Origin of the sequence: Bosea beijingensis (assembly GCF_030758975.1) — a bacterium.
In the GTDB taxonomy this organism is placed as follows: domain Bacteria; phylum Pseudomonadota; class Alphaproteobacteria; order Rhizobiales; family Beijerinckiaceae; genus Allobosea; species Allobosea beijingensis.
The window spans coordinates 3,261,646-3,284,414 of record NZ_CP132359.1 but is presented as its reverse complement, the minus strand read 5'-3'; the positions used below and the strand labels follow the sequence as shown (position 1 = coordinate 3,284,414).

Genomic DNA, 22,769 nt, shown 5'->3' with positions numbered 1-22,769 from the left:
CGCATCCGGCGGTCAGCGCGTGCCCTTAGCCTTTGTCAGTTGCCGGTCACCTGGCGCCACTTCTCGATCAGCGCCTTGGTACCGCCGAGCTCCTCGACCGACTTGAGCTTGACCAGGGTCAGTTCGGAAAGCGGCTTCACCTCGCCGGGTGCGGCGACATCCTTGCGCACCGAGCGGCGGCCGGCTTCCTTGACCAGCGCCTCCTGCGTCTTCTTGGACAAGGCCCAGTCGATGAAGCGCTTCGCCGGCTCCGGATTGGGCGCGCCCTTCAGCATGGCGACGCCGTCAGGCGAGGTCGTGGTGCCGTCCTCGACATAGGCAATCTTCACCGGAGCGCCGCCGGCGACATACTCGAGCGCGTTGTCCTCGAGCGTCAGGCCGAGCGGCGCCTCGCCATCGGCGACGAAGCGCGGGACGGCGCCGGAGCTGTCGGAGAAGACGAAGTTCTTGGCGAGCTTGCCATAGACGTCCCAGCCCTTGTCGCCGCCGGCGGTCAGCACCGTCGTCATCTGCTGGAAGGCGGAGCCGGAATTGTCGACGCGGGCCGAGGCGACCTTGCCCTTCCATTTCGGATCGGAGAGCTCGGCCCAGTTCTTCGGGATGTCGGCATCCTTGACCATGCGCTTATTGACCATCAGCACGTAGATGACGGTCGTGTAGGGCGTCCAGGCCGGGCTGCTGACGAAGCGCTCGTCGATGGCGGCCTGATCCTTCGGCGCATAGGGCGTGAGCAGATCGGCGTTCTCGCCCAAGAGCGAGCCTGTGACGCTCCAGATCACGTCGGCCTTCGGTGCGGCAGCCTCCGCGCGGGCGCGGCGAAAGACGTCGCCGGAGCCGAGCTGCACGACCTCGGCCTTGATGCCGGTCTCGGCCTCGAAGAGCGGGATCATCTTCTGCACGATGGAAGATTTGTGGGCGGTGTAGAGCACGACCTTGTTGTCGGCAGCGACGGCCGCTCCCGCTACGCCGAACAGCCCCGCCGCCAGCAGGATGCGGCCGACCCAGATATTGCGCGACGTCATGATGTTCCGGTCCTCTCCCAGGGCGTCGATCTCTGCCGACGATGATCAGCCATCTTGCCGTCCAATCGCGGCCATGCGCAACTAGGGGCCGCTACGGGAGAGCGGAGATTCTTTGCCGGCATGGCTTATTTGACTGTCGAAGGCGCGATCAAGCGCTACGGAGCCACAACGGCGCTGAACGGCGTCTCCTTCACCGTCGCACAGGGGGAGTTCTTCACACTGCTCGGCCCGTCCGGCTGCGGCAAGACGACCCTGTTGCGCTCGATAGCCGGCTTCTCGCAACTGTCGGAGGGCAAGGTCTCGCTCGCCGGCACCGATCTGCTCGCCGTGCCGCCGCACAGGCGCGATATCGGCATGGTCTTTCAGGACTATGCGATCTTCCCGCATCTCACCGTCGCCGAGAACGTCGCCTTCGGCCTCAAGGCGCGCAAGGTCGCCACCTCCGAGATTCGCGACCGGGTCGCCGAGGCTCTGGCGACGGTCCGTCTCTCGGCTCTCTCCGAGCGTTTGCCGGCCGCGCTCTCGGGCGGCCAGCAGCAGCGCATCGGCATCGCCCGGGCGATGGTGGTCAAGCCGCGCCTCCTGCTGATGGACGAGCCGCTCTCCAATCTCGATGCCAAGCTCAGGCTCGACCTGCGCGACGAGATCCGCGACATCCAGCGCACGATCGGCATCGCCGCGATCTACGTCACCCACGATCAGGAAGAGGCGCTCGCCATTTCCGACCGGATCTGCGTGATGGATGGCGGCTCGATCGAGCAGATCGGCACGCCCCAGCAGATCTATGGCCGGCCGGCAACGCGCTTCGTCGCTTCCTTCGTCGGGACGATGAACCTGCTCTCACCCTCCTCCTTCGGCCTGCCGGACGTGTCGGGCGTGGCGCAATGGGCTTTGCGGCCGGAGCGCCTGCGTCTCGCCGAAGCGGACGCGGCCGAGCCCCGAGCCGCCGATTTCACCGGCCTTGTCGAGCATTTCACCTATCTCGGCCGCGAGGCTCATCTCACGGTACAGGCGCAGGGGCACCGGCTCGTCGCGCAGATCGCGGCACCTCCCCCGGACCTCGCGATCGAAGCCGGTCGGGAAATCCGGCTCGGCTTCGACCGGGCCGATCTGCATGCCTTCGATAGCGGCGGGCGGCGCGTCGCGACGGAGCTTGCGGCATGAGCGCGGTCGCCTCCCCGGCCGGGCGCCGCGGCTGGCGCCCGGATTTCTGGACGCTCGTCGCCGTTGGAGCCTGGACGATTCTGATCGTGCTGCTGCTCATCCCGCTCGGCCTTGTGCTGGTCTCCAGCTTTCGCGACGAGAGCGGTGCGCTCACCCTGGCCAACTGGCAGAGGCTGTTCACCAGCACGCGTTACTTCAACGCGCTGGTCAACACGCTGATCGTCGGCTTCGGCGGGCTTGCGGGCGCGCTCCTGCTCGGCTCGGTCATGGCCTTCTGCATGGCCCGCATCCGCATCGCGGGCGGTCGCTTCGTCTCGATGATGGCGATCCTGGCACTGGTCTCGCCGCCCTTCATCGGCGCCTATTCCTGGATCGTGCTGTTCGGTTCCGGCGGCATCGTCCGGCAGACATTGATGGACTGGGGCATCTTCATGCCGCCGATCTACGGCGTCTGGGGCATCCTCATCGTCTTCGCCTTCAAGTTCTATCCTTACGTCTATCTGCTGACCTCGGGCGCGCTCGCCAATATCAACCGCTCGCTCGAGGAGGCTGCGGAGAATCTCGGGCTGACGCCGTTCCAGCGCGTGCTGAAGATCTCCTTCCCGCTGGTCCTGCCGGCGCTCTCGGCCGGCGGCCTGCTCGCGCTGATCCACGCCATCGCCGATTTCGGCACGCCGCGCCTCCTGGGGCGCGGCTTCAACGTGCTGGCGACCGAGGCCTATACCGCCTATTCCGCCGAGATCGGCTCCAATCTCGGCATGGCGACGACGCTCAGCCTCGTCCTGATCCTGATGTCGATGATCTTCGTCTTCATCCAGCGCTACATGTCGCGGCGCAACGTCTATCACAGCAACCTGATCAACCGTCCCGAGAAGATCCAGCTCCGCGGCTTCGCCAATATCGCGGCCCATGCTGCCGTCTATTTCATCGCGCTCGGCGGCGCGATGCCGGCGATCATCGCGGCGATCTACTCGATCAGGAAGACGAACGGGCCGGTCTTCCAGCCCGGTTTCGGCCTCGAAAGCTATACCCGCATCATTGCCACGCTCGGCGACGTCGTGCGCAATTCGCTCGTCTTCTCCGGCGCCTCCGTGCTGCTGATCGTGGTGATCGGCACGCTGATCGGCTGCCTGGTCGCAAGGCGCAACAATGCTCACAGCTCGCTGCTCGATGCCACGCTGATGGTGCCCTATGTCATGCCGGGCATCGTCGTCGGCGTCGCCTTCATCGCCGCCTTCAATACGCCGCCGCTGGTGATGACCGGCACGGCGGCGATCATCATCCTCTCAGTCTTCATCCGCCGCCTGCCCTATGCGGTCCGCTCCTCGGCGGCGGCACTGCGACAGGTCGGGCCGAGCATGGAGGAAGCCGCGATCTCGCTCGGCTACAGCCCGTTCCATGCTTTCATGAAAGTCACGATTCCCCTGATCCTGCCCGGCATCGTCGCCGGCGCGATGCTGTCCTTCGTGACGGCGGTCAACGAGCTCTCCTCGTCGCTCGTGCTCTATGTCGGCGGAACGATCACGATGCCGGTCAAGATCTACATCGCGATCAACGACGGCGACTACGGCACGGCGGCCTCGCTCTCGACGATCCTGCTCGTGCTCAGCGGCACGGCGATCTATCTCGCCTTCCGCCTGCTGGGCCGCGACGAGCGCGCGTTGCTCTAGGCGCAGACTGCTGCGCGGCTCTTCGTATTGTCTAGGGAACGGCCGGATGGGCCGCGTTACTCCGGGTAGATCGCTCTGCCGGAGCGCTCCGCGCGTCTGTCCTGATCGCGCTTCCAGTCCCGATCTGCCGTCATCAGGCAGTTCGCGTAGCCATCCGTTCCGCGGGCGAAGCCGTAGCTGTCGCAATTGGCTTCATCCTGCGAGCGACGATCGCTCTGGCCGGCGCAACCGGCGGAGAGCAAGGCGAGTGTGATGACGATTGTTTTCCGCATGCCGGAGAGGCTGAGCCATCAGGCGGGCGAAAACGTGGCCGCCTCCGGCCCGAGGAACGGCAAGCCCGGGCTCGACCATCAGGCCGCTCAGCAACATCCGCTGCGGCGAATGCTGATTCTGCTTGCTGCAGCAGGGAAAATGGCGAGCCCGGCAGGATTCGAACCTGCGACCAGCAGCTTAGAAGGCTGCTGCTCTATCCATCTGAGCTACGGGCCCGAAAGCGAAGGAAGCCCCTCGCCTGTCGGCTTCAATGCGTCCACTGACCGACGCGGGTGAACTTGAAATTGTCGGAATAGGACACCGTGCGGCGCTTGGCCTCGTTCGGCTGCTCGACGCGATAGGCGATGCCGTTGCGCGTGGCATAGGCGACGGCCTCAGCCTCGCTGTCGAACCAGAGCTTGAGCTGGCTCTTCATGTCGGAGGACGAGGTCCAGCCCATCAGCGGCTCGATCTGGCGCGGCGCCTCCGGCTCGTACTCAAGCAGCCAGCGCTCGGTCTTGGCCGTGCCGGACTGCATGGCCGTGCGGGCCGGGCGATAGATGCGTGCGGTCATGAAAGCGCTCTGCCGTCACCAAACCAGTGCAGTTCGCGACGCGAACCGCTTCATATACACGCTTGAGATGATGGTCGGGGCACCAGGATTCGAACCTGGGACCCTCTGCTCCCAAAGCAGATGCGCTACCGGGCTGCGCTATACCCCGACGAGGCATTCCAAACGTTGCGGTTCGCTATCATGCCACAGGCCGCGCCCGCAAGCGAAAGCCGTCATACGGCATCCCGCCTGTGCAGCGACGTAGCCCTCACCGCTTGAACAGCGCGTGCTCGACCTTGTCCCCCGGCTTGATGCCGAGCTGCTTGCTGACGCCGCCATTGATCTCCAGCACCGACAGCACCGGCTCGCCCGAGGGAATCGTGCGCGTCGAGAGCGGCTCGGTGCGCTCGGCGATCCGCGCGATCGTGCCGTCGGCGCGGATGAACAGCATGTCGAGGGAGATATAGGTATTCTGCATCCACATCGCCACGGGCTCGGTCGCGGCGAAATCGAACAGCATGCCGCGATCGGTGGGCATGTAGTTGCGGAACATCAGGCCCTTCGCCCGCTGGTCCGGCGTGCGCATGACCTCGACCTGGAAGGCGTGGCGCGTGCCGCCGCTGACGATGATCAGCGATTCGAGCCCCGCCGCCGCAGCCGGCTGGCCCTGCGCCTGCAGCCCGGCCGGGGCCAATGCGATCAGCGCCAGCGCAAGGGCGGCGAGAGCGGTTCTGACGACATGCATCGCGTTGGACTCCGTGGCGGCCATGACCCTTTGGGCTGTAGAAGCGGCCGATGGCAAATCTTCGGCAGATGGCCGCGTTCGCCGCCTTTCGGTCAAGCCTTTCGTCATCATATGAATGCGGGATGCCAGGCCGCTCCGGCTGACGACTATCTTTCGCCATCCGCTTGCGGCAGTTTCGCCGGCCTAAGGAAGTAGGAGACATCCATGATCGCTGCCCGCCCTCGTCGGACGACGCATCTTGCCGGCACGGCCCTGGCCGCCATCCTGATGACCTTCGCGTCTTCGGCCTGGGCTGCCGATTTCCAGCTCGACAACGTCAAGATCGACCTCGGCAAGCTCGTGATCAACGCGCCGAAGGTCACGATCAAGGGCTCGACGCTGGAGAAGGATGCCTTCCTCGCCCTGTTCAGCGGGGTGGCCGAGCCGGCCGCCGCCCGGGCCGCACGCCTGAACGCCGCCGAGATCAGCGCGCCGGAGCTTTCGCTGGTGCAGACGGTCGGCGACCAGAAGCAGACCACGATCTATCGCGACATCCGCCTGACCGATATCCGCGAGGGCAAGATCGGCCGCGGCGAATCGGCCAGCGGCAGCATCACGGCCGACGGCGCGACGACCGGCCCGATGAAGGGCGAATTGAAGCGCACCGCCTTCGACGCGTTCGACCTGCGCCAGATCACGCGCGTCCTGACCGAGAAGGCCGGCCCCGGCGCCAATGAGGCGATGCTGCCCGTCATCGGCAATTTCGAGCAGGACGGCTACAGCCTCGACATGGGCAAGGCCGGCAAGATGTCGCTCGGCAAGACGACGGCGCGCGGCTTCGCCGCCAAGGTCGGTCCCGAGCCGCTGCTCGACGTGATGTCCCGCCTCGCGGCGGCCAGCGAGGAGGTCGAGCGCAAGCAGGGCGGCAAGAAGCCCGCCGATGCCGACAAGTCGCCGACAAAGACCGAGGCGGAACGGCAGCTCGGCCTCTCCGTGCTCGCCCTCTTCGACATGTTCGAATACGGCAGCGGCGAAACCCGCGACCTCGTCATGAATGTCAGCCCGCCGCCGAAGGCCGGCGTCAAGGCGGACGCTGTCGACATGCGCATTGCGCGCATGGCTTTCGGCGAGAGCACCCCGGCGAAATCCGGCTTCGCCATGGAAGGCCTCCAGTTCCGCTCCGGCGAGGCCAAGGGCGGCATCGATTCGATCGGCTATTCCGGCTTCGCCTTCGGCTCCGTCATCCGCGAACTGCGCGCGGCGCTGGCCGAGCCCGACAAGCCGATCGACGAGTTCGATTTCCGCCGCTTCATCCCGACGCTCGGCACGGTGCGTCTCGCCGGCATCTCGATCGACGCGCCAGCGATCATCACCGGCAAGGAGCCGGTCAAGATCTCGCTCGGCACCTTCGAGATCAAGGCGGGCGAGCAGCTCAACGGCATCCCGACCAGCCTCGCCGTCACGATCGACAAGCTCGTGACCCCGATTTCCGAGTCGACCGGCCATCCCGCCGCCAAGGACATGATCGCGATGGGCATCCGCTCGCTCGATCTCTCGGCCAAGCTCGACCTCGCCTGGGAAGCCGCGAAGAACGAGATCGCCATCCGCACGCTCTCCTTCGGCGGCGCCGGCCTGGCCCAGATCGAGGCCTCCGGCACGCTCGGCAACGTCACCAAGGATCTGTTCGCCAGCGATCTCGCGCTGGCCCAGGTCGCAGCCCTCGGCGCGACCGCCCGCAACCTGCAGGTCAAGCTGCAGAACTACGGCCTGGTCGAGAAGCTGATCGAGAACGAGGCGCGCAAGTCCAAGCGCAAGGTCGAGGACGTCCGCCAGCAGTTCACGATGGTCGCGAGCCTCGGATTGGCGGCCGTCCTGGGGCCGTCCGACGGGGCCAAGAGCGTGGCCGCCGCCGCCTCCCGCTTCGTCGCCAAGCCCGGCACGCTCACGGTCCAGGCCAGCGCCAAGTCGGCGACGGGGCTCGGCCTCGCCGACGTCATCACCATGACGGAGCCAACGGAGATCTTCGAGAAGATCGACCTCAAGGCCGATGCCCAGTGAGCTGAGCATTTTCGAGCGAAGTGGAAACCGGTTCGCGTGAAGAAAATGCAGCCCGCTGATGAGGGCGCGATCGCGCCCGAGGATCGCGACTGGCGCCCGTCAGCCGTCCAGGCGTGGTGGGCGGGCCTGGCGCCGGTCCCCCGCGGCTGGCTGCGCAAGCGCCTGAACCCGCACAACCAGACCCGGCTGCACCTCGCGAAGCTCATCGCAAGGCGGCCGGGACAGTTCACGATCGGCGCCTATACCTATGGCCGCCCCAAGATCCGCTTTCCGGAAAGCGGCGCCCGACTCGTGATCGGGCGGTACGGCTCGATCGCTGAACAGGTCGAGATCCTGCTCGGCGGCAATCACCGCCTCGACTGGGCGACGACCTATCCCTTCCCGGCCCTGCCCGGTCTCTGGCCCGAGGCCGGAGCACGATCGGATCATCACACGTCGCGCGGCGACGTCGTCATCGGCCACGATGTCTGGCTTGGCTCGCAATGCGTGATCATGTCGGGCGTCACGATCGGGCATGGCGCCGTGGTCGCGGCGCGCGCGGTCGTCACGCGCGACGTGCCCCCCTATGCGATCGTTGCCGGCAATCCCGCACGCATCGTCCGGCTGCGCTTCGACGAGGCCCGGATCGCAGCGCTCGTCGAAACCGCATGGTGGAACCGCCCCCGCGCCGAGATCGCGCCGCTGATTCCGCTGCTGCTGTCCGAGCGGGTCGACGACCTGCTGGAAGCGCTCAGGAAGCGCCCATCAATCGGCGCTTGAGCCCCAGCGCCGGCTTCTCGATCAGGTACCAGGACAGCGCCGCGACGATGAGGGTCACGGCCAGCGACGGCCAGAGCAGTATCAACGCGCCGAGCGACGGATAGAGCGCGTGCAAGGCCTGCTGCATCGGCCAGCCATAGAGATAGACCCCATAGGAGAGATCGGCCGGCGGCTCGGTCGAGCGCTGCGTCAGCGCGGGCGCCAGAGCCAGCACCAGGATGCCCCAGGCGGTTACGAGATAGAGCGCCGCCTTGTAGAGCGGGGTGAAGGACAAGGGCACCAGCGCCGCGAGCGCCAGCGCCAGCAGCGGCAGCGAGAGCGGCACCTTGTCGCGATAGAGATAGATCACGCCGCCGGCGAGGAAGATCAGCGGCAGGCGGAACACCGTCTCCGTGCCCTTGGGCCCGAGCGGCGTCAGCACCTCGCGCAGGACGACCGCGATCGTCAGCCCCACCATCACCGCCAGCGCGATGCGCGGCCGGGCCAGAAGCCCGGCGAGCCCGGCGATCAGCACGCCGAGATAACACAGTGTCTCGTATTTCAGCGTCCACACCGTTCCGAGCGGGAACCGGAACGGGTTGTTTTCGAAGACGCCCGGCAGAGCGGCGGCGCTCTTGAACGTGGTCAGCGTCCGCGAAATGAAATGCCACAGTCCCGGGTCGCGGAAATAGGCGGAAGCATCGAGCGTCGTCATAAGGGCGCCGAGCGCCAGCGCAACGACGAGCGTCGCCGCGATCAGCCCCGGCGCGATCCTGAGCAGACGCGCCACGACATAGTCGCGCCAGCCGCGGCGCATGAAGCTCATGGTCACCAGGAAGCCGGAGATCGCGAAGAAGCCGTTGACGGCATGCTCGCCCAGCGTGAACCCGGTGGTCTGGAACCAAGGCTCCTGCTGGACCTTCCCGTCGGTGACGCTGAAGGCATGCGACACGACGACGGCAAGCGCCATGACCAGCCGGAGGAGACCGAAATTATTGTGCGGATTGGCCAGCGCCTCCGCGACCGTGGGCCGTGTCCAGCTCAAGGCATCTCCCCCAGTCCTTCGTGATCGAGCGCCGTTTCGCCGCGCCGCCAGGCGCGGGCGCCGGCGGCTGAGCCCGCATGCGCGAACATCTTCTCGCGCTTCAGCAGCAGCCCATAGCCCATAGCCTTGCCGATATTCTCCAGCATCCGGATCGGTCCCGGCCCGGCGAGCCCGTATTTCCGGGCGATATAGTGCTCGGACCAGGCCAGGTGCCAGCGCGCCTTGAAGCGGAGGTGCGGCGACGGCGCCGTCGAGCGGCCACGGCCGTGGCGCGCTTCGGCGCCATGGACATGGACGAGCGCATGGCCGGCATCGCGCATCCTCCGGCAGAGGTCGTCATCCTCGTAGAACAGGAAGATCGCCGGATCGAAGCCGCCGAGCGCGACGAACAGCTCACGCCGGATCAGCAGGCAGGCCCCCGACAGGAACGGCAGGCAGGCATCGCCGTCCGGGATTGCCATCGTGCCGGAGCGATTGAGATGAGCAGGAGACAGCAGCGAGCGCGGCTGCAGGAAGACGCGGCCTGAGGGTTCGACGATGCGCGGCGCCAGCATCCCGGCATCGGGATAGCGCTCGGCCGCTGCCAGCAGCGCCGCCGCTGCGCCGCGTCCGAGTTCCAGGTCCGGATTGACGATCAGTACATAGGGCGTCTCGGCTGCTGCGACGCCGATCGTGTTGGCCCGGCCATAGCCCTCGTTGCGGGCATTCGCGATCACCCTGGCGCCCCTTGCCTCCGCGATCGCGCGGCTATCGTCGCGGCTGGCATTGTCGACGACGATGGCGGGTACGCCCTCCCCGGCCAGCGCATCGAGGCAGGCGGGCAGAACCTCGGCGCTGTCGTAGCTGACGACGATGGCGGTGATGGCGGCGGCGGGCATTGCCGCCTTGTGGCCATGTCGGGAGGCCGGAAGCAAGCGATTTCAGTGCCGCACGAGCGCGCCGATCTCGCCCTTGATCCACTCGCGCTCGCTCGCCTCGCAGCGATGCGGCGCCTTGTAGGACTTCACGGCATAGCCGGCACTGGCCGCAACGAAGCGCTGCCGATCCTGTCGGTCAAGCCGCGCGATGATGCGGCTGCGATCGACAGGCACGCCGCAATCATAGGCGCGCGAGACGGTCGCTGCGGCATATTCCACCGTTCCCGGCACGGGCCCGGCGACCGAACAGGCGGCAAGCGCCGCAGACAAGCTCGCCGCTGCGGCAGGTTTCAGGATCGAAGAGATCGGCACGGAGCAGCTCAGAGCCTGTCGAAATCCCCGGCGCGGATGCGGCCCATCCGGGCCCTGAGTTCCGCCCGCTCCTCGGCCGTGCAGGCTTGCGGCCGCACGCCCTGGTTGACCATCTCGGCCTCCGAAACGCCGACATAGGCCGCGCGCGCCGCCGCGATCTGCTGATCGTCGGCGCCGCGTGCCTTCTCGGCCGCGAGGAAACGGTCGAGAGTCGTGCGCTGCGGCGAACCCGCCTTGCAGGTGATGGCGCGCGACACCGTCGTCGCCAGCGCCGAGGCCCGGCCGGTGCTGCTCTCGCCATGGGCGACGCAGGCGCCGAGCAGCGGCGTCAGGAGGCAGGCGAGCGACAGCGCCCGCCCGATCGGCAGCGAAGCCATGGTCGTCAGCCGTTCTTCTCGGGGGCGTTGATCCGCAGATGCGCCTCGCGAAGCTGCTTCGGCGTCGCCTCGGCCGGTGCCCCCATCAGCAGGTCGACGGCCTGCTGGTTCATCGGGAACAGCGCGACCTCGCGCAGGTTCGTCGCGCGCGCCAGCAGCATGATGATGCGGTCCACGCCAGCCGCCATGCCGCCATGCGGTGGGGCACCATACTGGAACGCACGATACATGCCGCCGAAGCGCTCGATCACCGTCTCCTCGCCATAGCCGGCGATCTCGAAGGCCTTCACCATCGCTTCGGGGCGGTGGTTGCGGATGCCGCCGGAGGCCAACTCGAAGCCGTTGCAGGCGATGTCGTACTGGAACGCCTTGAGCGAGAGCGGGTCTTCCTCGTTGAGCGCCTTCAGGCCGCCCTGCGGCATCGAGAAGGGGTTATGCGAGAAATCGACCTTCTTCTCGTCCTCGTTGTACTCGAACATCGGGAAGTCGACGATCCAGGCGAACGCGAAGGTGTTCTCGTCGATCAGGTTGAGCTCCTGGCCGACCTTGTTCCGGGCGCTGCCGGCGAACTTGTAGAACTTGTCCGGATCGCCCGCGACGAAGAAGCAGGCATCGCCACCCTTCAAGCCCATCTGCTTGATGATGGCTGCGACCCGCTCCGGCCCGATATTGTTGGCGATCGGCCCCTGACCCTCGCCGTCTTCCTTGACCATCAGATAGCCGAGGCCGGGCTGGCCCTCGCCCTGCGCCCAGGAGTTCATCCGGTCGCAGAAGGCGCGCGAACCGCCGCCCGGCGCAGGGATCGCCCAGACGCGGTTCTTCTCGCCTTCCAGGATGCGCGCGAAGACCTTGAAGCCCGAGCCGCGGAAATGCTCGGACACGTCCTGCATGACGAGCGGGTTGCGCAGGTCCGGCTTGTCGGAGCCATATTTTGCGATCGCCTCGGCATAGGGAATGCGTGGCCAGTTCTTCTGGACGCTGCGGCCCTCGGCGAATTCCTCGAACACGCCGGTGATGACCGGCTCCATCGTCGCGAACACGTCTTCCTGCTCGACGAAGCTCATCTCGACGTCGAGCTGGTAGAACTCGCCCGGCAGACGGTCGGCGCGCGGGTCCTCGTCGCGGAAGCAGGGCGCGATCTGGAAGTACCGGTCGAAGCCCGCCATCATCAGGAGCTGCTTGTACTGCTGCGGCGCCTGCGGCAGCGCATAGAACTTGCCGGCATGCAGGCGGCTCGGCACCAGGAAGTCGCGCGCGCCTTCCGGCGAGGACGCCGTCAGGATCGGCGTCTGGAACTCGGAAAAGCCCGAGTCCTTCATGCGGCGGCGCATCGAGTCGATGACCTTGGTGCGCAGCATGATGTTGTTGTGCAGCTTCTCGCGACGCAGATCGAGGAAGCGGTATTTGAGACGCGTATCCTCGGGATATTCGAGATCGCCGAAGACCGGCAGCGGCAGTTCGGCCGAAGGACCGAGCACCTCGATCGCCGTCGCGAAGACCTCGACCGCGCCGGTCGGCAGGTTGGCGTTTTCGGTGCCGGCGAGACGCGCCTTGACCTTGCCGTCGATGCGCACGACCCATTCCGAGCGCAGTGTCTCGGCCTCAGTAAAGGCCGGCGAATCAGGATCGATCACCACCTGCGTCATGCCGTAATGATCGCGCAGGTCGATGAAGAGCACGCCGCCATGGTCGCGGATGCGATGGCACCAGCCGGAGAGGCGGACATTCTGGCCGATGTCGCTGTCACGGAGCGCGCCACAGGTATGGGAACGATAGCGATGCAGGGTCACGGGATCGGTCTTTCGGAAATGCGTCGGAGGCCGGTGTGTAAGACCAGCCGCAGCTTGCGGCTAAGCACACGCGCGCGCCCGAAATGTCAAGAACGCCCGCGACATCCTGCGGCTCTCTCTGCTAAGACGACGGGATCATGCATCTGATTTCCGATACCGCCGCGCTCTCCGCCGCCTGCGACCGCCTCGCGACCCATCCCTTCGTCACGGTCGACACCGAGTTCCTGCGCGAGACCACCTATTACCCGAAACTCTGCCTGATCCAGATCGCCTCGCCGGACGAGGCCGTGCTGGTCGACCCGCTCGCGCCCGATCTCGATCTCGCCCCCTTCTTCGGGCTGATGGTCAACGAGAACGTCGTCAAGGTCTTTCACGCTGCGCGGCAGGACCTGGAAATCGTCTGGCTGCTCGGGCGCGTGCTGCCGACTCCGCTTTTCGACACGCAGGTCGCTGCCATGGTCTGCGGCTATGGCGACTCGGTCGGCTACGAGCAGCTCGCCAACGACCTCGCCAAGGCGCGCATCGACAAGTCCTCGCGCTTCACCGACTGGTCGCGCCGCCCGCTGACGGAAGCGCAGCTCGCCTATGCCGAATCGGACGTCACCCATCTGCGCGACATCTACCTCGCCCTGAAGGCCGATCTCGATGCCAGCGGCCGCGAAAGCTGGGTCGCCGAGGAGATGTCCGTGCTGACCTCGCCGGCGACCTACGAGGTCAAGCCCGAGAATGCCTGGCAGCGCCTCAAGGGCCGCATCCGCAAGCCGCGCGAACTGCCGAACCTGATGGAGATCGCTGCCTGGCGCGAGCGCGAAGCCCAGACCCGCGACGTCCCGCGCCAGCGCGTGCTCAAGGATGACGCGCTGATGGACATCGTCCAGCGCGGCCCGCGTTCGGTCGAGGCTCTCGCCGAATTGCGCTCCGTCCCCAACGGCTTCGAGCGCTCGCGCAACGGTGCCGAGGTCCTGGCAGCGATCGAGCGTGCCGCGGCCCTCGACCCCAAGACCCTGCCCCGGCTGGAGCGCGAGCGTGGCCGGCCGACCAATGCCGCGGTGCTCGACCTGCTCAAGGTCCTGCTCAAGGCGGTGGCGGATGCCGAGCGCGTCGCGCCCAAGATCATCGCCTCCAGCGACGATCTCGACGCCATCGCCTCCGATGATCTCGCCGAGGTCCCGGCCCTGCACGGCTGGCGCCGCGGCGTCTTCGGCGAGAAGGCGCTGGCGCTTAAGAATGGCACGCTCAGCCTGCGCATCCAGCGCGGCCGCGTAATCGTAGGCTGAAGTCGGTCAGGAAGGCCGCTCTTCGGCGCGAAGCCAAGGCGCTCCCGATCCGGAATCATGATCTGAGGCGCCGCGCCTATCCTGCTGGCGGGATTCGCGATTTCGCGGCGGATCACCCGCTGCCGTAGCTCTTCACCAGCGATCCCGCGACCAGTCCCCAGCCATCGACCAGCACGAAGAAGATCAGCTTGAACGGCAGTGACACCGTCACCGGGGGGAGCATCATCATGCCCACCGACATCAGGATCGAGGCCACGACAAGGTCTATGATCAGGAAGGGCACGAACAGCAGGAAGCCGATCTCGAAGGCCCGGCGCAATTCCGAGATCATGAAGGCGGGGATCAGCACCTCGACGCCGACATCCTGCGGCGTCTGCGGGCGCGGCCCCTGCGACATGTCGAGAAACAGCGCCAGGTCCTTCTCGCGGACATGCTTGAGCATGAAGGTCTTGAACGGCACGACGCCGCGGTTATAGGCCTCCTGCGGCTGGATCTGCCCGGCGATCAGCGGCTGCACGGCCGTCGTGTAGGCCTCGCGCAAGGTCGGTGCCATCACGAAGCCGGTCAGGAATAGCGCCAATCCGAGAATAACGGTATTGGGCGGGGTAGTCTGCGTGCCCAGAGCCGAGCGCAGCAGCGACAGCACCACCACGATCCGGGTGAACGACGTCACCATGATCAGGATCGATGGGGCCAGCGACAGGACCGTGATGACGGCGATGAGCTGGAGCGCCCGCTCCGCCACGCCCCCGCCCTGCCCGAGATCGAGCGACAGCGTCTGCGGCAGCGCCGGCACGGCCTGCAACGCGAGCAGCAATGCAGCGGCCACCAGGACACGCCCGCCTCGAATTGCTCTCGCTCGTCTGCCGATGACCTTCACGCGCGCCGCCACAGCCCGACTCAACCGACCGGGCGCCAACGAGGCTAGCCACGCGAAAACGCCGCGCAACCGATGCGCGGCGTCAATACGGCCGGATGGCCGACAATCCTGTTGATGGCGTCATGCTAAGGGCGCTCGGCCCTCAACCTTTCACCCCAGGCCTCCGTCCGCTCAGGACTTGGCCTTGGGGTCGCGGCCGAGCAGGCGGGCAAACTCGGCTTCGATCGCGTCGACCGAGAAGGGATCGATTTCCTTCGCGGCCGGCTCGGCCGGCTTTTCGGGCTCGGGCTGCGGCTTCGGGCTCTCGACCGGAGCGGGCTCCTCGACGACCGCATCCATCACCGTCTCCTCGATGACGGGCGCATCCTCGGTGGCCGGTGGCGGCTCAGGGTGCTGAATCTCGGCCGGCTTCGCTTCGAAAGCCTGGGGCTCGGGCGCCTTCGCCAGCGGGCGGTCCAGCGACAGCCCGAGCGCCGCGGCGAGCTCGGCCTCGACATCGCTCGGAATCGGCTTCTGGCGAGGTGCTGCGGCGACAGGAGCCGGCGCTGCCGGTTCGGGCTCGGGTTCCGGCTCCGGCACGATCTCGGGCTCGGGAGCCGGAGGCTCGATGACGGGAGTAATCGTTTTGACCGGAGCAGCATCCTCCTCGACGACAGGCGCGGGAGAGAACTTCGCGGCCGGGGCCGGTGGCTCCACGGCGGGCGCAGGGCTTGCGGGCGGCGTCTCGGCCCCGAGATTGGCGGGACGCACGGCCGAGAACGGCCGCTTCAGCGCCTCTTCGAGCTGGCGCGTCATGTCGTCGAGCTCACCGGCGCTCACCGCCGGCTGTGGCGCATGCTCGCGGGCGAAGCTCGGCGCCGGCCCGGTGGTGACCGGAGGCACCGACATGGCCGGAGCGGCAGGCTTGGCAGGGGCGGCAACCGCCTCGGCCGCGGCTGCGACGCCGAGAGCTGCGGCGACACCGGCCGTCGCGGCCGTGGCCGCAGCCGTCGTTACCGGCGTCTCGACCGGCACCGAAACGGGCCGGGTCGGCAGCGGCGGAAGCAGCTCCGGCCCTTCCGGCGCATAGCCGGCGCGGCGCGCATCGTCCCCTGCCCGCAAGGCGGGTTCGCTCGGCGGAACCAATGTCTCGAACGGCGGCAGCGGCCGATCGGTGGCGACGGATTCGGCATAGGCCGGGGTCGCGGCGCGGCCTCCGCTGCGCAGGATGTTCGTCTCGACCACGACGTCCGAGGCGCCGCCGATCATCAGCAGATGCTCGATATTGTCGCGCCGGATCAGAACGAGCTGGCGCTGGCGGTCGAGGTCGTAGGTATCGACGACGCCGAGACGGGGCTGACGCTGCCGCCCGCTGGCCTGGCCGCGCAGCCGGAGCCGCCCGCCCTGGATCTGCCGCACGAACAGGCCGAGCAGCGCGAGGAGCACGAGAATGACGACAGAGGCGACGATCACCTTCTGCGCGGTCGAGAGTTCCAATCCGAACAAGCTCTGCAAGGTCTGCCTCTTAACGCGACGGCGGCCCGGACGGCCGTTAAGTCCCGTCCATGTTTCAACACCTTGGCTATAGCATAACGCTTTCGCTATCGGGAAACATGGTGAACGCGTGGTTAATCACACCCACGAAAACCCGCCCCTTTAACCGGATATTAACCATGCACCCGGCAGGATTTGCCGGGTAGACCGACCTCGCCGGCTACGCAAACGGGGAGCTGGAGCCATGGCGAACGACGGATTCAGCGTCGGCGGCGGCCTGATGCAGGCGCTGAAGACGCGCATGCATTACCAGCAATCGCGCCAGAAGATCCTCGCCGAGAACGTCGCCAATGCCGACAGCCCCGGCTTCCGCCCGGTCGACCTGAAGCCGCCGAGCGCCGATCCGACGCGCGCCGGCGTCGCGGTTGCCCGCACCAGCGCCGGCCATATGAGCCTGAACACCGCCAATGGCGGCTTCGACGGTACCGGTGCCCCGCGCTTCGAGACCACGCCAAACGGCAACGCGGTCAATCTCGAGGACGAGATGCTCAAGGTCGCGCAGAACCAGTCCGACTATCAGCTCGCCGCCTCGCTCTACAGCAAGGGCCTAGGCCTGATGAAGATCGCGATCGGGAAAGGCCGCTGATCATGGACCTGATCAAGAGCATCGCCGTTGCCGCTTCCGGCCTGCGCAGCCAGTCCGGGCGCATGCGCATCATCTCCGAGAACATCGCCAACGCCGATTCGGGTCCGGAGCGCGCCGGGGCCGAGCCCTATCGCCGCAAGGTCCCGACATTCCAGCGCCATATGGACCGCACGCTCGACGCCCAGCTCGTCGCGCTCGGCAAGGTCCAGCGCGACCCCAGCGCCTTCAAGACCAAGCACGAGCCCGGCAACCCGGCGGCCGATGCCAACGGCAACGTCCAGATGCCGAACGTCAACTCGTTGGTCGAGATGGTCGACATGCGCGAGGCCCAGCGCAGCTACGAAGCCAATCTCAACCTGATCTCTTCGACGCGCCGGATGATCCAGCGCACCATCGATATCCTGCGCGCCTGAGCGCGGCTCCAGAAGGGGACTAGACCATCATGGCCACTCCGGGTTTCGCCGCGGGCGCCTACGCCTCCATCCAGGGGATGGGTGCCGGCAATCTGATGCGCAAGCCGCTCGCCACGGGCGGCGCGGAAGCGGGCGGACCGGATTTCTCCGCGCTGCTCGGCAAGGCGCTCGACGCCACCGCCGATGCCGGTCGCAAGGCCGATGTCCAGACGGCGAGCGTCGCCGGCGGCCGGGCCGACATCGTCAATGTCGTGACGGCGGTGGCCGAGAGCGAGGCCGCGATCGAGACGCTCGTCGCCGTGCGTGACCGCGTCATCGCGGCCTATGAAGAAATCATGCGGATGCCGGTCTGATCACCATCCGCAGCCCTCATCCTGAGGAGCCGCGAAGCGGCGTCTCGAAGGATGGTCCAGCGCACTCTGGAGCGTCGTTCGAGACGCGCCCAAGGGCGCTCCTCAGGACGAGGGCTCGAACAACGATCGTTGCGAGCAAGGTAAAGCCATGACTTCCGGAGCCATTCTCGACATCGCCCGCGACGGCATCGTCGTCTTCCTCAAGGTCGGCGGGCCGCTGATGGTGATCGCGCTCGTCGTCGGCCTCATCGTCTCGCTGATCCAGGCGCTGACCCAGATCCAGGAGCAGACGCTGGTCTTCGTGCCGAAGATCGTCGCCGTCTTCGCGGCACTGCTGCTGTTTCTTCCTTTCATGGGAGACGCGCTGGCGGGTTATATGGGGCGAATCGCCGCCCGAATCGCCACGGGCGGATGATCCCGTCGCGCCTGCTGCCGGCCCTTGCCGGCGCGGCTCCGCGGCACCCATCCTGGCGTGAAGGTGCCCGCGGCACGATGCAGATCGCGATCCTGCCCGAGATCAGCGCCATTTTCGTGCTCGTCTTCGCGCGGGTCGGCACGCTCGTCATGCTCATGCCCGGCATCGGCGAGCGCTTCATCTTCTCGCGGGCGCGGCTGTCGCTCGCCTTCTTCATCGCCTTGATGATCGTGCCGATCGCTCGCCCCTCCCTGCGCGTGCCCGGTGATGTCTCGGGCGTCGTCGCGCTGCTGATCGGGGAATTGCTGATCGGCCTCGTCATCGGGCTCTGTGCCCGGCTGGTCATGGCCTGCCTGCAGACCGCCGGCACGCTGATCGCCCAGACCTTGGGGCTCGGCTTCGCCATGACGGTCGATCCGACCGGCGGCATGCAGAACCCCTCGATCGGCAATTTCCTGACGATGCTCGGCATCACGCTGATCCTGACCACGGACCTGCACCACATCGCCATCGCCGCGATCCATGAGAGCTACCGCCTGCTGCCGCCGGGCGGGGCCGTCGACCTCACCGACACGATGGCGCTGGCGATCCGCTCGACGGCGCGTGGTTTCGCGCTCGCCATCCAGATTTCCGCGCCCTTCCTCATCTTCGGCCTGCTCTTCAATCTCGGCATCGGCGTGCTCGCGCGGATGATGCCGCAATTGCAGGTCTTCTTCCTCGCCGTGCCGGCCTCGATCTTGGGCGGCATGCTCGTCCTGCTCGTCGTGCTCGGCGTGATGATGAGCGTCTTCATCGACGATCTCGGCGCCTTCCTCCGTCAGTTCACCGGCTGAGGAAGCCATGTCCGAGGAAACCGAAAACGAAGACAGAACAGAAGACCCGACCCAGCGAAAGCTGGACGAAGCCACCGAGAAAGGCGACGTCCCCAAATCGCAGGAGATCGGGACCTTCTTCGTGCTCTGCGGCTTCACGCTCGCCCTGATGGTGGCTGCCGGCTGGTCGGCGCGCGAGGCGATGCTGTCCTTGCGCTCCTTCCTGATGAACGCGCATCAGGTCCCCTCCGACGGCGCCTCCTTCATGCAGGTGACGCAGCGCGGCGTGTTCACAGGCTTCATGGCGCTGGGCCTGCCCTTCGCCTTCATCCTCTGTGCGGGCCTCGTCGGTGCCCTGCTCCAGCACAAGCCGCTCTGGACGTTCGAGCCGCTGATGCCGAAGTTCAACCGGATATCGCCGATGGCCGGCGTCAAGCGGCTGTTCGGCAAGGAGGCCTGGGTCAATTTCGCCAAGGGCCTCGCCAAGACGGCCCTGATCGGCATCGTGATCTGGTACACGCTCTGGGGCCAGCGCGACCGGCTCGAAGTCTTCGCGCAGATGAATGTCGAGGCCTTGATGCCGGCGACGCTTTCGCTCGCGATCCAGTTGATGGGCGCGGTGCTTGCCCTCTTCGCCATCATCGCCATCGGCGATTTCGGCTGGCAGCGCTTCTCCTGGTACCAGCGCCAGAAGATGACCAAGCAGGAGATGAAGGACGAGTTCAAGAACTCGGAAGGCAATCCCGAGGTCAAGGCGAAGTTGCGCCAGATCCGCGCCAGCCGCGTCCGCAAGCGCATGATGGCGGCGGTACCGAAGGCGACCGTCATCATCACCAACCCGACCCACTTCGCCGTCGCGCTGCAATACGAGCCCGGCATGGCGGCGCCCTTGTGCCTCGCCAAGGGCGTCGACGCGATGGCCCTGAAGATCCGCGAGGTCGCCGGCGAGCACCGCGTGCCGATCGTCGAAAATCCGCCTCTGGCACGCGCGCTCTACGCCACGGTCGACATCGACGAAGAAATTCCTGTCGAACACTATCAGGCTGTCGCCGAAGTCATCGGATACGTCTTGCGCCTGAAGGGTCGCCGCGCCTAACTCGGGACGGATGCGAAGGAAGCTTGGCCGCCCGGTTTCCGCGCGGCCGCAAGGGAACGGACTCCACCGCAATGAGCGGAAGCACGGCGACCAACACGATCGATCGCTCGGACAAGCCCGGCCATATCGGGATCATCCTGTTCGTCGCGGCCCTGCTCGTCGGCGCGGCGATCGCGCTCGGGTTCCTCGCCAATGAATGGGCGCAGCCGCTGATCCTCGGCCTGCTCGCCCTGCTCTCGGTTGTCGGCGTCTTCGGCCTCTTCGCCTTCGCGATCGGTCTCGTCCAGTTTTCCGGCCGCGCCTCCCGCAACGACTTGACCAAGGCGATCGTCGACCGCGCCGATGACGGCATCGTCGTCACCGAGAGCGAAAACGAGGTCGTCTACGCCAACGAAGCCTATCTCGCGCTCGCTGGCGCCACCGGCGCCAACGACCTGAAGCCGGTCGGCCGCCTGCTGACCGGCCGTGCCGAAGTCTCCGAGGCGATCTATCGGCTCGCCACCGCCGCCCGCGAACATCGCCGCCTTGTCGAGGAAGTACGCCTGGAACCTGCCCTGAACGGACGCGGCGAAGTCGGCTGGTACCGCGTCCGCGTCTCTCCCGTCCGCAGGGAGGCCACGACCGCGACGATCTGGTCGGTTTCCGACATCACGCCCGAACGCGAGCGCCAGGAGAACGCCTTCCAGGAGCTCCAGCACGCGATCGACTATCTCGACCACGCTCCGGCCGGCTTCATCTCGATCGATGCCGACGGCGAGATCTCCTATCTCAATGCCACGCTCTCCGGCTGGCTCGATTTCGACCTCGCCCGCTTCGGTTCCGGCGGTTTGCATCTCGACGATGTCTGCACCCCCTCGGCCGCCGCCCTGATCCAGGCGATCCGCGGCCAGCCCGGCGACGTCCGCGTCGAAGTGCTCGATGTCGACCTGAAACGCCGCAACGGTGCCCCCCTGCCCGTGCGCCTGCATCATCAGGTCGCCTTCGGGCAGGACGGCCGGGCCGGCCCCTCGCGCACCCTCGTCCTCAACCGCACGGCCGGCGAAGCCGGCGCCGATGGCGGCAGCGATGCCGAGGTGCGCTTCGCCCGCTTCTTCCATTCGACGCCGATGGCGATCGCCACTGTCGATGACACCGGCGCGATCCTGCATTCCAACGCCGCTTTCGCCCGCCTGATCCCGGCGGGCCTGCGGCCGCGCACCATCCACGATCTCGTTGCCTCTGGCGCCGGCCTCGATGCAGCGCTCGCCGAGGTCGTGGCCGGGCGCTCGGGCGGCGCCCCGCTCGACCTCGCGCTCGCCGGCGAGGACGGCCGCTCCGCCAAGCTCTACCTCACCCCCGTCGCCGGCACCGAAGGCGGCGACGGCGAGCGCGCCATCGTCTACGCGCTGGAAACCACGGCCGAGCGCAAGCTGCGCGACAACATGGACCAGGCCGGCAAGATGCAGGCGGTCGGCCAGCTCGCCGGCGGCATCGCGCACGATTTCAACAACGTGCTGCAAGTCATCATCAACGCCTCCGAGTTCCTGCTCGCGAGCCACCGGCCGACCGATCCGTCCTTCCCGGACATCATGCAGATCAAGCAGAACGCCTACCGCGCCGCGGCGCTGGTGCGGCAATTGCTCGCCTTCTCGCGCCGCCAGACCCTGCGCCCGCAGGTGCTGGAGCTTGGCGAGGTGCTTTCCGATCTCTCGTTGATGCTGAAGCGCGTCGTCGCCGACAAGGTCACGCTCGATGTCCGCCAGGGCCGCGATCTCTGGCCGGTCAAGGCCGATCTCGGCCAGCTCGAGCAGGTCATCGTCAACCTCGCCGTCAACGCCCGCGATGCCATGCCGGATGGGGGCAAGCTCGCGGTCCGCACCCGCAACGTCGCCCGCGAGGACTGCGCCTCCTTCGGCCACGAGGCACTGCCCACAGACGATTACGTGTTGCTGGAGGTCGAGGACACCGGCACCGGCATCCCGCAAGAGCATCTCGACAAGATCTTCGAGCCCTTCTTCACCACCAAGGAAGTCGGCAAGGGCACGGGCCTCGGCCTCTCGATGGTTTACGGCATCGTCAAGCAGACCGGCGGCTACGTCTTCGTCGACTCGACCATCGGCAAGGGCACGGCCTTCCAGATCTTCCTGCCGCGCCATGTCCCGAGCCAGGAGGAGATCGCTGCCGAAGCCGCCGCCAAGGAGGCGCCGAAGAAACTCGCAGCAGACCATACCGGCGCCGGCGTCATCCTGCTGGTCGAGGACGAGGACGCGGTGCGCGCGCTGAACGCCCGCATGCTGGTCTCTCGCGGCTATACCGTCCACGAGGCGGCATCCGGCGTCGAGGCGCTCGATCTCTTCCTGCAGAACGACGGCAAGATCGACCTCGTCGTCTCCGACGTGGTGATGCCGGAGATGGACGGCCCGACGCTGCTCGGCGAATTGCGCAAGCGCAACCCGAACACCAAGGTCGTCTTCGTCTCCGGCTATGCCGAGGAGGCCTTCCGCAAGAACCTTCCGGAAGGCGAGGAATTCCACTTCCTGCCCAAGCCCTTCACGATGAAGCAGCTCGTTGAGACCGTGAAGGCGGCGATGGGCTGAAGGCCGGCGGCGCCCGCCCCGGGCACCATTTCCCGTCACGTGCCGCCATCTCGTGACAGCTGCTGACACCTCTCCTGACAAAAACTGACACCGAGAACAAAAAAAGAACTTGATAGCAGGAACAAAGCGTGACCATTCTCATGTCAAGACGCATTGAGATGTCCCCCTCGCCCTGCCATAAGGAGCCCGAAACGTGAATCAGGCGA

23 protein-coding genes and 2 tRNA genes are annotated in these 22,769 nt (G+C 66.8%); 12 read left to right on the top strand and 13 right to left on the bottom strand.

Annotated features, from left to right (window positions below; all coding sequences use genetic code 11):
- Nucleotides 1–35 precede the first annotated feature (35 nt).
- Nucleotides 36–1,022 carry an extracellular solute-binding protein gene (locus Q9235_RS15650; RefSeq protein WP_306222680.1) on the bottom strand — a complete coding sequence of 329 codons (987 nt, stop codon included), beginning with the start codon at nucleotides 1,020–1,022 and terminating at the stop codon, nucleotides 36–38.
- Between the two features lie 120 nt (nucleotides 1,023–1,142).
- Here Q9235_RS15650 and Q9235_RS15645 point away from each other — a divergent pair, with 120 nt between their 5' ends.
- On the top strand, nucleotides 1,143–2,186 hold the full coding sequence (locus Q9235_RS15645; protein WP_306222679.1) for an ABC transporter ATP-binding protein: 1,044 nt from the start codon (nucleotides 1,143–1,145) through the stop codon (nucleotides 2,184–2,186).
- Nucleotides 2,183–3,856 (top strand): ABC transporter permease, encoded by a 1,674-nt coding sequence (locus Q9235_RS15640; protein ID WP_306222678.1) that lies wholly within the window; start codon nucleotides 2,183–2,185, stop codon nucleotides 3,854–3,856. The genes Q9235_RS15645 and Q9235_RS15640 overlap by 4 nt, the downstream gene beginning before the upstream one ends.
- A gap of 56 nt (nucleotides 3,857–3,912) precedes the next feature.
- Here the strand turns inward: Q9235_RS15640 and Q9235_RS15635 are convergent, their stop codons facing one another.
- The 5 genes from Q9235_RS15635 to Q9235_RS15615 all read right to left on the bottom strand — a co-directional run bounded on the left by Q9235_RS15635 (nucleotide 3,913) and on the right by Q9235_RS15615 (nucleotide 5,406).
- Nucleotides 3,913–4,128 (bottom strand): hypothetical protein, encoded by a 216-nt coding sequence (locus Q9235_RS15635; RefSeq protein ID WP_306222677.1) that lies wholly within the window; start codon nucleotides 4,126–4,128, stop codon nucleotides 3,913–3,915.
- 140 nt (nucleotides 4,129–4,268) lie between these two features.
- A tRNA-Arg gene (locus Q9235_RS15630) sits at nucleotides 4,269–4,345 on the bottom strand.
- Nucleotides 4,346–4,376: 31 nt separating this feature from the next.
- Complete coding sequence (locus Q9235_RS15625; protein WP_047574221.1) at nucleotides 4,377–4,682, bottom strand: ETC complex I subunit; 306 nt, start codon at nucleotides 4,680–4,682, stop codon at nucleotides 4,377–4,379.
- Nucleotides 4,683–4,753: 71 nt separating this feature from the next.
- A tRNA-Pro gene (locus Q9235_RS15620) sits at nucleotides 4,754–4,830 on the bottom strand.
- Between the two features lie 99 nt (nucleotides 4,831–4,929).
- Nucleotides 4,930–5,406 (bottom strand): DUF192 domain-containing protein, encoded by a 477-nt coding sequence (locus Q9235_RS15615; protein WP_306222676.1) that lies wholly within the window; start codon nucleotides 5,404–5,406, stop codon nucleotides 4,930–4,932.
- 204 nt (nucleotides 5,407–5,610) lie between these two features.
- On the opposite strand from Q9235_RS15615, the gene Q9235_RS15610 reads away from it, so the two are divergent.
- Both Q9235_RS15610 and Q9235_RS15605 read left to right on the top strand, forming a co-directional pair.
- The gene (locus Q9235_RS15610) at nucleotides 5,611–7,443 is read left to right on the top strand and encodes a hypothetical protein (RefSeq protein WP_306222675.1); all 1,833 of its coding nucleotides are present in this window, start codon (nucleotides 5,611–5,613) and stop codon (nucleotides 7,441–7,443) included.
- 45 nt (nucleotides 7,444–7,488) lie between these two features.
- Entirely contained in the window at nucleotides 7,489–8,202 is a 714-nt protein-coding gene (locus tag Q9235_RS15605; RefSeq protein WP_306222674.1) for a CatB-related O-acetyltransferase, read from the top strand.
- On the opposite strand, the gene Q9235_RS15600 is transcribed toward Q9235_RS15605, so the two are convergent.
- The 5 genes from Q9235_RS15600 to aspS are packed head-to-tail and all read right to left on the bottom strand — an operon-like array spanning nucleotide 8,174 to nucleotide 12,616.
- Nucleotides 8,174–9,226 carry an acyltransferase family protein gene (locus Q9235_RS15600; protein WP_306222673.1) on the bottom strand — a complete coding sequence of 351 codons (1,053 nt, stop codon included), beginning with the start codon at nucleotides 9,224–9,226 and terminating at the stop codon, nucleotides 8,174–8,176. The two genes, Q9235_RS15605 and Q9235_RS15600, sit on opposite strands and share 29 nt — an antisense overlap.
- Complete coding sequence (locus Q9235_RS15595; RefSeq protein WP_306222672.1) at nucleotides 9,223–10,104, bottom strand: glycosyltransferase family 2 protein; 882 nt, start codon at nucleotides 10,102–10,104, stop codon at nucleotides 9,223–9,225. Before Q9235_RS15595 ends, Q9235_RS15600 begins: the two co-directional genes overlap by 4 nt.
- A 42-nt stretch (nucleotides 10,105–10,146) precedes the next feature.
- Nucleotides 10,147–10,455 carry a hypothetical protein gene (locus tag Q9235_RS15590; protein WP_306222671.1) on the bottom strand — a complete coding sequence of 103 codons (309 nt, stop codon included), beginning with the start codon at nucleotides 10,453–10,455 and terminating at the stop codon, nucleotides 10,147–10,149.
- 8 nt (nucleotides 10,456–10,463) lie between these two features.
- The gene (locus tag Q9235_RS15585) at nucleotides 10,464–10,832 is read right to left on the bottom strand and encodes a hypothetical protein (RefSeq protein WP_306222670.1); all 369 of its coding nucleotides are present in this window, start codon (nucleotides 10,830–10,832) and stop codon (nucleotides 10,464–10,466) included.
- A 5-nt stretch (nucleotides 10,833–10,837) separates the two neighbouring features.
- Nucleotides 10,838–12,616: an aspartate--tRNA ligase gene (aspS, locus tag Q9235_RS15580; protein WP_306228298.1), complete on the bottom strand. Its 1,779-nt coding sequence runs from the start codon at nucleotides 12,614–12,616 to the stop codon at nucleotides 10,838–10,840.
- Nucleotides 12,617–12,759: 143 nt separating this feature from the next.
- On the opposite strand from aspS, the gene rnd reads away from it, so the two are divergent.
- Nucleotides 12,760–13,899 (top strand): ribonuclease D, encoded by a 1,140-nt coding sequence (rnd, locus tag Q9235_RS15575; protein ID WP_306222669.1) that lies wholly within the window; start codon nucleotides 12,760–12,762, stop codon nucleotides 13,897–13,899.
- A 112-nt stretch (nucleotides 13,900–14,011) separates the two neighbouring features.
- Here rnd and fliP read toward each other — a convergent pair whose 3' ends face one another.
- Nucleotides 14,012–14,731 carry a flagellar type III secretion system pore protein FliP gene (fliP, locus tag Q9235_RS15570; protein ID WP_306228296.1) on the bottom strand — a complete coding sequence of 240 codons (720 nt, stop codon included), beginning with the start codon at nucleotides 14,729–14,731 and terminating at the stop codon, nucleotides 14,012–14,014.
- 219 nt (nucleotides 14,732–14,950) lie between these two features.
- Nucleotides 14,951–16,273, bottom strand: coding sequence for a flagellar biosynthetic protein FliO (locus Q9235_RS15565; protein WP_306222668.1), 1,323 nt, complete (start codon nucleotides 16,271–16,273; stop codon nucleotides 14,951–14,953).
- A 223-nt stretch (nucleotides 16,274–16,496) separates the two neighbouring features.
- Between Q9235_RS15565 and flgB the strand changes: the two genes are divergently transcribed.
- The 7 genes from flgB to cckA all read left to right on the top strand — a co-directional run bounded on the left by flgB (nucleotide 16,497) and on the right by cckA (nucleotide 22,563).
- Nucleotides 16,497–16,898: a flagellar basal body rod protein FlgB gene (gene flgB / locus Q9235_RS15560; protein ID WP_306222667.1), complete on the top strand. Its 402-nt coding sequence runs from the start codon at nucleotides 16,497–16,499 to the stop codon at nucleotides 16,896–16,898.
- Between the two features lie 2 nt (nucleotides 16,899–16,900).
- On the top strand, nucleotides 16,901–17,311 hold the full coding sequence (gene flgC, locus Q9235_RS15555) for a flagellar basal body rod protein FlgC (protein WP_257732286.1): 411 nt from the start codon (nucleotides 16,901–16,903) through the stop codon (nucleotides 17,309–17,311).
- A gap of 29 nt (nucleotides 17,312–17,340) precedes the next feature.
- On the top strand, nucleotides 17,341–17,664 hold the full coding sequence (gene fliE, locus Q9235_RS15550; protein WP_306222666.1) for a flagellar hook-basal body complex protein FliE: 324 nt from the start codon (nucleotides 17,341–17,343) through the stop codon (nucleotides 17,662–17,664).
- Nucleotides 17,665–17,812: 148 nt separating this feature from the next.
- A complete protein-coding gene (fliQ, locus tag Q9235_RS15545; RefSeq protein ID WP_306222665.1) occupies nucleotides 17,813–18,079 on the top strand; it encodes a flagellar biosynthesis protein FliQ in 267 nt (88 codons plus the stop codon).
- Nucleotides 18,080–18,156: 77 nt separating this feature from the next.
- Complete coding sequence (gene fliR, locus Q9235_RS15540; protein ID WP_306228294.1) at nucleotides 18,157–18,912, top strand: flagellar biosynthetic protein FliR; 756 nt, start codon at nucleotides 18,157–18,159, stop codon at nucleotides 18,910–18,912.
- 7 nt (nucleotides 18,913–18,919) lie between these two features.
- Nucleotides 18,920–19,987: a flagellar biosynthesis protein FlhB gene (gene flhB, locus Q9235_RS15535; protein ID WP_306222664.1), complete on the top strand. Its 1,068-nt coding sequence runs from the start codon at nucleotides 18,920–18,922 to the stop codon at nucleotides 19,985–19,987.
- Nucleotides 19,988–20,058: 71 nt separating this feature from the next.
- Complete coding sequence (gene cckA / locus Q9235_RS15530; protein WP_306222663.1) at nucleotides 20,059–22,563, top strand: cell cycle histidine kinase CckA; 2,505 nt, start codon at nucleotides 20,059–20,061, stop codon at nucleotides 22,561–22,563.
- Nucleotides 22,564–22,769: the final 206 nt, after the last annotated feature.

What these genes read in the sequence shown, in the direction of transcription:
- fliE (WP_306222666.1), top strand. Translation starts at nt 17,341, where the DNA reads ATGGCCACTCCGGGTTTCGCCGCGGGCGCCTACGCCTCCATCCAGGGG.
- Q9235_RS15650 (WP_306222680.1), bottom strand. Translation starts at nt 1,022, where the DNA reads ATGACGTCGCGCAATATCTGGGTCGGCCGCATCCTGCTGGCGGCGGGG.
- Q9235_RS15625 (WP_047574221.1), bottom strand. Translation starts at nt 4,682, where the DNA reads ATGACCGCACGCATCTATCGCCCGGCCCGCACGGCCATGCAGTCCGGC.
- Q9235_RS15610 (WP_306222675.1), top strand. Translation starts at nt 5,611, where the DNA reads ATGATCGCTGCCCGCCCTCGTCGGACGACGCATCTTGCCGGCACGGCC.
- Q9235_RS15605 (WP_306222674.1), top strand. Translation starts at nt 7,489, where the DNA reads ATGCAGCCCGCTGATGAGGGCGCGATCGCGCCCGAGGATCGCGACTGG.
- Q9235_RS15595 (WP_306222672.1), bottom strand. Translation starts at nt 10,104, where the DNA reads ATGCCCGCCGCCGCCATCACCGCCATCGTCGTCAGCTACGACAGCGCC.
- Q9235_RS15635 (WP_306222677.1), bottom strand. Translation starts at nt 4,128, where the DNA reads ATGCGGAAAACAATCGTCATCACACTCGCCTTGCTCTCCGCCGGTTGC.
- fliR (WP_306228294.1), top strand. Translation starts at nt 18,157, where the DNA reads ATGCAGATCGCGATCCTGCCCGAGATCAGCGCCATTTTCGTGCTCGTC.
- fliQ (WP_306222665.1), top strand. Translation starts at nt 17,813, where the DNA reads ATGACTTCCGGAGCCATTCTCGACATCGCCCGCGACGGCATCGTCGTC.
- flgB (WP_306222667.1), top strand. Translation starts at nt 16,497, where the DNA reads ATGGCGAACGACGGATTCAGCGTCGGCGGCGGCCTGATGCAGGCGCTG.
- Q9235_RS15645 (WP_306222679.1), top strand. Translation starts at nt 1,143, where the DNA reads ATGGCTTATTTGACTGTCGAAGGCGCGATCAAGCGCTACGGAGCCACA.
- rnd (WP_306222669.1), top strand. Translation starts at nt 12,760, where the DNA reads ATGCATCTGATTTCCGATACCGCCGCGCTCTCCGCCGCCTGCGACCGC.
- flgC (WP_257732286.1), top strand. Translation starts at nt 16,901, where the DNA reads ATGGACCTGATCAAGAGCATCGCCGTTGCCGCTTCCGGCCTGCGCAGC.
- Q9235_RS15615 (WP_306222676.1), bottom strand. Translation starts at nt 5,406, where the DNA reads ATGCATGTCGTCAGAACCGCTCTCGCCGCCCTTGCGCTGGCGCTGATC.
- cckA (WP_306222663.1), top strand. Translation starts at nt 20,059, where the DNA reads ATGAGCGGAAGCACGGCGACCAACACGATCGATCGCTCGGACAAGCCC.
- Q9235_RS15585 (WP_306222670.1), bottom strand. Translation starts at nt 10,832, where the DNA reads ATGGCTTCGCTGCCGATCGGGCGGGCGCTGTCGCTCGCCTGCCTCCTG.
- flhB (WP_306222664.1), top strand. Translation starts at nt 18,920, where the DNA reads ATGTCCGAGGAAACCGAAAACGAAGACAGAACAGAAGACCCGACCCAG.
- Q9235_RS15640 (WP_306222678.1), top strand. Translation starts at nt 2,183, where the DNA reads ATGAGCGCGGTCGCCTCCCCGGCCGGGCGCCGCGGCTGGCGCCCGGAT.